The organism is Piscirickettsia litoralis (genome assembly GCF_001720395.1).
Classification (GTDB): Bacteria; Pseudomonadota; Gammaproteobacteria; order Piscirickettsiales; family Piscirickettsiaceae; genus Piscirickettsia; species Piscirickettsia litoralis.
In genome coordinates this window covers 18,616-23,999 of sequence record NZ_MDTU01000004.1, presented here as the reverse complement: position 1 = coordinate 23,999, position 5,384 = coordinate 18,616, and the positions used below count along the sequence as shown (strand labels likewise).

Below are 5,384 nucleotides of genomic sequence, written 5' to 3'. Positions count from 1 at the left end.
CAGGCAAACCGCTACTTCTGAACCATAGGATTGTTATCTAATGGGGGATAACTATATGCCGTAGTTATCATGCTTCTAGCACCTTTGTTGTCTATAGCGTTATCTATTAACCTAGAATAGGCGCGTTGACTGTAATGCCACCTAAAAACTGTCGCAACGACTTCTAAAGTGCCCAGAATAAAACCATGTCAAGCGAAGTTCTGAGTGGCACAGTTTAGCCACCTAAGCACCACGGACTCCGGTCCCTGGGTATCTATTTTGTCGTAGCTATACATCGATAAAAGCCTATAACTTATTCAATAGTGTATATCAGTATGGTTTCACCATCGATTGTTTTTGTTCGATTAATATCTCTTTGATTTCTTCAGGAATTTTTAAATCAATGTAACCACCCCTAGCAGTCTTACCTTTCTGTCTTTCTAAAAATCCCTTACTGACTAATCGCGCAATCGATGTTTTTGTTGTCCCATAACTTGCGCCAATATACTTAGACAATACAGCTGTTTCGATGGGGCCACTTGAATTGTTTCCTTGCACAAGACTAACCTCAAGTAGAAAAGACATAATCTTTTGCTGTACACCTGACAGTTTAGCCACTTGATTTTGTAGTGAAAAACATGAAATATCTTCAATAAAATTGCTTGGGAAATCAGGCAGCTCTTTATGAACCCTAGCAACTTCTTCAGCCTTTTTGGTTTTCGCTTTGATTACATCGGGCTTTTGTTTAACTTTTTCCTGAACAGCAATTTTAGTCTTTACAAGAGTGTTTTTCTTTACCTTAGGCTGCCTGATTTCTTGAGTAGATATTGCTTTTGATTTTTTTTTAGCTTGGGTAGGGACAGGGGATAATACTTCTTCATTATCTAAAGCTGTCTCATCATCAGACCCTGTTAAATCCCATGACCTATAACTCTTTTTAACAAATTTATTACTATCTCCTTTTTTTAATAATATCTGATAACTTTTGGCATCTTAACTAAACCTTACCTGTCATGCAGCAACTCGCGTTCTTTTTTTAGATTTTACTTTTGTCTGTACTTTCTTTACTTTAGTAGGTGAAAGCTCAAGAACCTCTTGAGTTAATCGATCAAAATCACTACGCGCTATTGATTTTTTCAAGTGGCTAAACAAGTTTTTATTATCATCAGTAAGGTTCGGAATCTCTTGTGAGAATTGCACCGTCGTTTCTAACAAATTACCTTGTAAACCGGGGTCAGAGATAAGAGACATAATAGCCTTATCAGACAATATCGTTTTTGCACTAAATTTATTTAAAAACACTCGATAATCAATTTTCTTTTTAAACCTTTTATTCAGTACGTCAATCTCTTTTTTAAGGATTTTAAGTCCTTTAGCACTAAATTTATCTGGATTCAAAGGAGCAAGAACGATATCAGCATACAAGCTTGCTGCTGTAACTGCTTGGCCCATGGTAGGAGGGCAATCAATGAAAACATAGTCATAGTTGTCTATAATCGGTGCTAATAAGTCCCCATAAAGGCTGTGCAAGGGGAGCATTTCATTCACAATAACATTGTCCAGTATAACGTTTTCAATTCTACTAGGTATCAAGTCTATACTATTGGTAAGGGAAACAACACTATCTTGAATATTTGCATCGTCTTTTATAACATCTATCAAAACAGGGTAATTTTCAGCATCAACACCATTTGCATCCGTTAAATTCCCTTGAGGATCCGTATCTATTTTTAAAATCTTAGCTCCGTAGGTGTTTGCACAACTTGCTACATTTTCAATTGCTGTTGTTTTACCTGTACCACCCTTTACAATTTGAGCCGCAATTACTTTTTGATTAAACTTCAAACCAAATAATTGTTTTGCAATATCATGGTTAATATAAGTCTTATTACCAATTTTAGGGCAAACGATGTTTTTAGCTTTTAACTGCTTATGGACTGCTTGAACAGTCAAACCCAAAAACTCCGCAGCATTTGAAACAGACATCTTTGGCTCTTGTACTCTATAATCAGTTGCGTATTCAGCCGATTTCATCATTTTACCCTATTTTCTATCAATTTGAAGATTTATAACTAATTTAGTCAATTTCTTAAACTTTGTCAAAGCATTAATTTGAAAAATCAATGGATTTTCAACTTTTTTCATTTTTTTCTTCCAATTTAGTCACCCTGAACATGGCGCAACAACACAAAATTGTTGTCTATTACGTTACCTAATTAATCTTCATGTACATCAGCAAGCGAAGCTTACCTTCGAAGAAATTTTACCCATATCGTTATCTAATATGTTATCTATAACGTTATCTATAAGTGTGCTCAAACAAGTTCAAATGATAATAATATTGACTAGCAGTTATAGCACTAAAAATGCTGATGTGACCATAATTGTACTCTAACATGTTATCTAAACAGATAGATACAGAAGCAACTCAAAACAGCATACATGCAACTCATCGCTACCTGTAGCTATTATCTAATTTGTTGCCTATGTGTAAACGGTAAAGAGACCTTATAACTAAATATTGTCATCCAATTTATTATCTAATAGGAGAAATTTTATGGAGAAGTTAACTACAAATGTTATCTATAGCGTTTTATATTAAACTATATTTTTTCATCTAGAACATTATTTGTTATCTAATACGTCATCTAATTGATGGTTGTACAAGCGGCTATTTAACAAGATTCAATAATCTTGTTATCTAAAGTAGATTCATTATAGCTACTCTGTAGATAGCTATTCTTATCTATCTCACCAAACCTAGCAAATATAAATCTATAAATATAATTGATGTAATGCCAATCAGTCTTGTTACCAAATAGGTTATCTATTCATAAAAATTTTAAGAGCGAGCAGCACTAATAATAATATGAGATGCTATCTAAATTTGTTACTTAATTTGTTTTCTAATATGTTATCTGATTAGGTAGGAATCTTTAGTTACACCTTATAATATTCAATTAATCATGCTCCATAATCTGTTATCCATATGGACATTTAACTTGTTATCTAATTAAGTTGATTATTCTGCATACTTTAACATGGAATTTTCCATACTGTTATCTATTTTGTTATCCAATTTTCGGTTGTTTTATTTTGAAATAGGTATAGAATCTAAATACTTATAGTAATAGATAGACTCAGATAACGAGCTATAATCTGCTAGCCAAAGAATCTAATCACTCTAGCAGGCAATGAGTCAACTGTATCGTTACGTGTAGTTGAAATAAAAATTACACCCTTGCAACCATGAAAGAAACGATTGCAAGCTGTTTGTTAAAGAAGCACCCTCAGTGGAGTAAGCGGCGTAAAGATTAAAAACAGAGAGAACAACCAGCACCTTTCTTAAAAGAGTAACATCACAAATAAAGGCGCTGTCATCGACCTAAAGGCATTAAGCCTCACACAGTTAAGTGCTTCATTGAAATGAGAATGCACAAGTGTTTTTTGCAAGTTATTTTGCAAACAAGAGGTTGTTTTCTCTAATTTATTGTAAACTTGGAGAAACACAATGAAGTTAACAGCCAAAACGAAACAAAACTGCACTCAACCGGTCAACATTCCTGAAGAGCGACTACTTGTAATTCAGCCCTTCCATCTTGAATTATGCAATCATAATGTTTGTGCTGCCATGATACTCTCTTTATGTATTGACAGACATAATCGTTTTGGTTGGTCTGAACACCATGTGACTCAAAAAGACCTACGCCATAACATTTTTAATATGTATGGAGAAAAGAGCGGTCGTTTGGCATTCAACCTATTACTTGAGAATAAACTGATTTTGCCAATTCAAAAAAAATACCCTGGTCGTCAACAACCCTTTACAATTAACGCTGCATTAATCAATAAAAGATTATCAGACTATCAATCACAATATCCGCTAAATGATACACATCGTAGAGTAAGCCCAAACATAGAGCATCAAGAAATTACCGACAAAAAGTCGTGTCTAACCAGCAAAACTGCCGTTACCAAACAGTCTTTTAGCCACTCCCTATATAAAGAAATAGACAAAGAGAATAAAAAAGAAGTATTAAGTAATAATACTCATGCTCCAATTCACAACAAAAAATTTGAGTCAACAGAAAGTATGGAGAGCAATCTTGAATTGATCCCTACTCAAGATCAACAAAAATTTTTCTGCAGTGAAAATTAAAAATAAGGTCGAAAAACTAGCCCAATGGAAAGAAACCTCGCTTTCTTTATTCAATGAAATAATTGCTAACCTTTATCCAAAAGATGATGATATGCAGTCTGCCAAAGCTTATTGGCAACGTTATAAGCTATATCGCTATGCAGATGTAATTCTAAAGGCCATAGTGAAAAAAATGCCGATATGGGAACGAACAAAGAGTCAGTATCTACCAAAAGCAGTAAACTTTCTTAAAAGCCAGGATTGGCGCATTTATGTTCCTAGGCAGCAACGTTTGGTAGATACCTCCCAAATATCAACTAAAACAGCTAAAGTAACTAACCCTTTATCTCAGTCATATTACCACGAGCAACAAGAAATATATGGACTGTCATCCAACACTTCTTCTGAGTATGAAGAGGATCAAATTGCTGATGTTAGCAATTCTATTTTTTCTGCTCAATCATCATCTAGCCATAGTTCTTCAAATTCAGAAACATCATATGAGAATATCAATTCTGAAACCACGATTATTAGTAACCAGGTTATGGGTACACAACCACCATCTACTGAAATAAAAGGTGAACAAGGGAAACATCACCAAAATTTCTGTGCAAAAGATGATATCTCTCCTGAAACGATAAAGAGTGAGAAAAATCGGCTTGAAAACTCTACTACTTTAGAGCCTTACACACCAAATGGTTTAACACATATTTTAAAAAGAGAGTTGTCTGTTTTGTGTTAAACGAAAAGCTTAATCAACGATATCAACAGAATTTATGGATGTTACTGGTTAATTTTTAATTTGTTGTTCATAATTTTGTTAGATTAGCATATGGAGAGACAGATGGAAGTTTTTCTTGATCTAGATGATTTATCAATTCCAAGGACAGGATTTGAACTTAAAATTGATGGTATAGGCGATATTAAGATTAGGTCTACTGGTCTTACTTTTGAAAAAAGAAGGGACTAGGAAATGGCATAAAATAACATGGGAAAATTTAGAGGAGCTTATTAGTGGTTGTAAGACTGTAAAGCAAAAAAGCTAAAAGGCAGATTCCAGCTTAAAAAAATAGTGTTTCAAAAAGAACCACAAGTAGAAATAAAGAAAAAACAATTTAAAAAATATACTACTAAAGCTGATTTCGTGAGACAAGGACTAATTCGTAAGCTTTCTAAGGGAGCAAAGCCTGCAGTATGGAGTTTTTAGCGCTTAGGAATTACAATACTCTGAAAATCAGTCATATCATGAAATTGAAATAACTCGAGA

Annotated in this window: 5 protein-coding genes; 3 read left to right on the top strand and 2 right to left on the bottom strand. The window is 33.8% G+C overall.

All coding sequences use genetic code 11. From position 1 onward, the window contains the following. Positions 1–309 precede the first annotated feature (309 nt). Positions 310–537 (bottom strand): BlaI/MecI/CopY family transcriptional regulator, encoded by a 228-nt coding sequence (locus BGC07_RS16935; RefSeq protein ID WP_139121821.1) that lies wholly within the window; start codon positions 535–537, stop codon positions 310–312. A gap of 453 nt (positions 538–990) precedes the next feature. Next, positions 991–2,016 carry a ParA family protein gene (locus BGC07_RS16930; protein WP_139121820.1) on the bottom strand — a complete coding sequence of 342 codons (1,026 nt, stop codon included), beginning with the start codon at positions 2,014–2,016 and terminating at the stop codon, positions 991–993. A gap of 1,474 nt (positions 2,017–3,490) precedes the next feature. Here BGC07_RS16930 and BGC07_RS16920 point away from each other — a divergent pair. The 3 genes from BGC07_RS16920 (at position 3,491) to BGC07_RS23555 (ending at position 5,087) form a co-directional block, all read left to right on the top strand. Beyond that, the gene (locus BGC07_RS16920; protein ID WP_069314247.1) at positions 3,491–4,138 is read left to right on the top strand and encodes a hypothetical protein; all 648 of its coding nucleotides are present in this window, start codon (positions 3,491–3,493) and stop codon (positions 4,136–4,138) included. Continuing rightward, positions 4,128–4,859, top strand: coding sequence for a hypothetical protein (locus BGC07_RS16915; protein WP_069314246.1), 732 nt, complete (start codon positions 4,128–4,130; stop codon positions 4,857–4,859). The genes BGC07_RS16920 and BGC07_RS16915 overlap by 11 nt, the downstream gene beginning before the upstream one ends. A gap of 102 nt (positions 4,860–4,961) precedes the next feature. Beyond that, positions 4,962–5,087: a hypothetical protein gene (locus tag BGC07_RS23555; RefSeq protein WP_268801729.1), complete on the top strand. Its 126-nt coding sequence runs from the start codon at positions 4,962–4,964 to the stop codon at positions 5,085–5,087. Positions 5,088–5,384 lie beyond the last annotated feature (297 nt).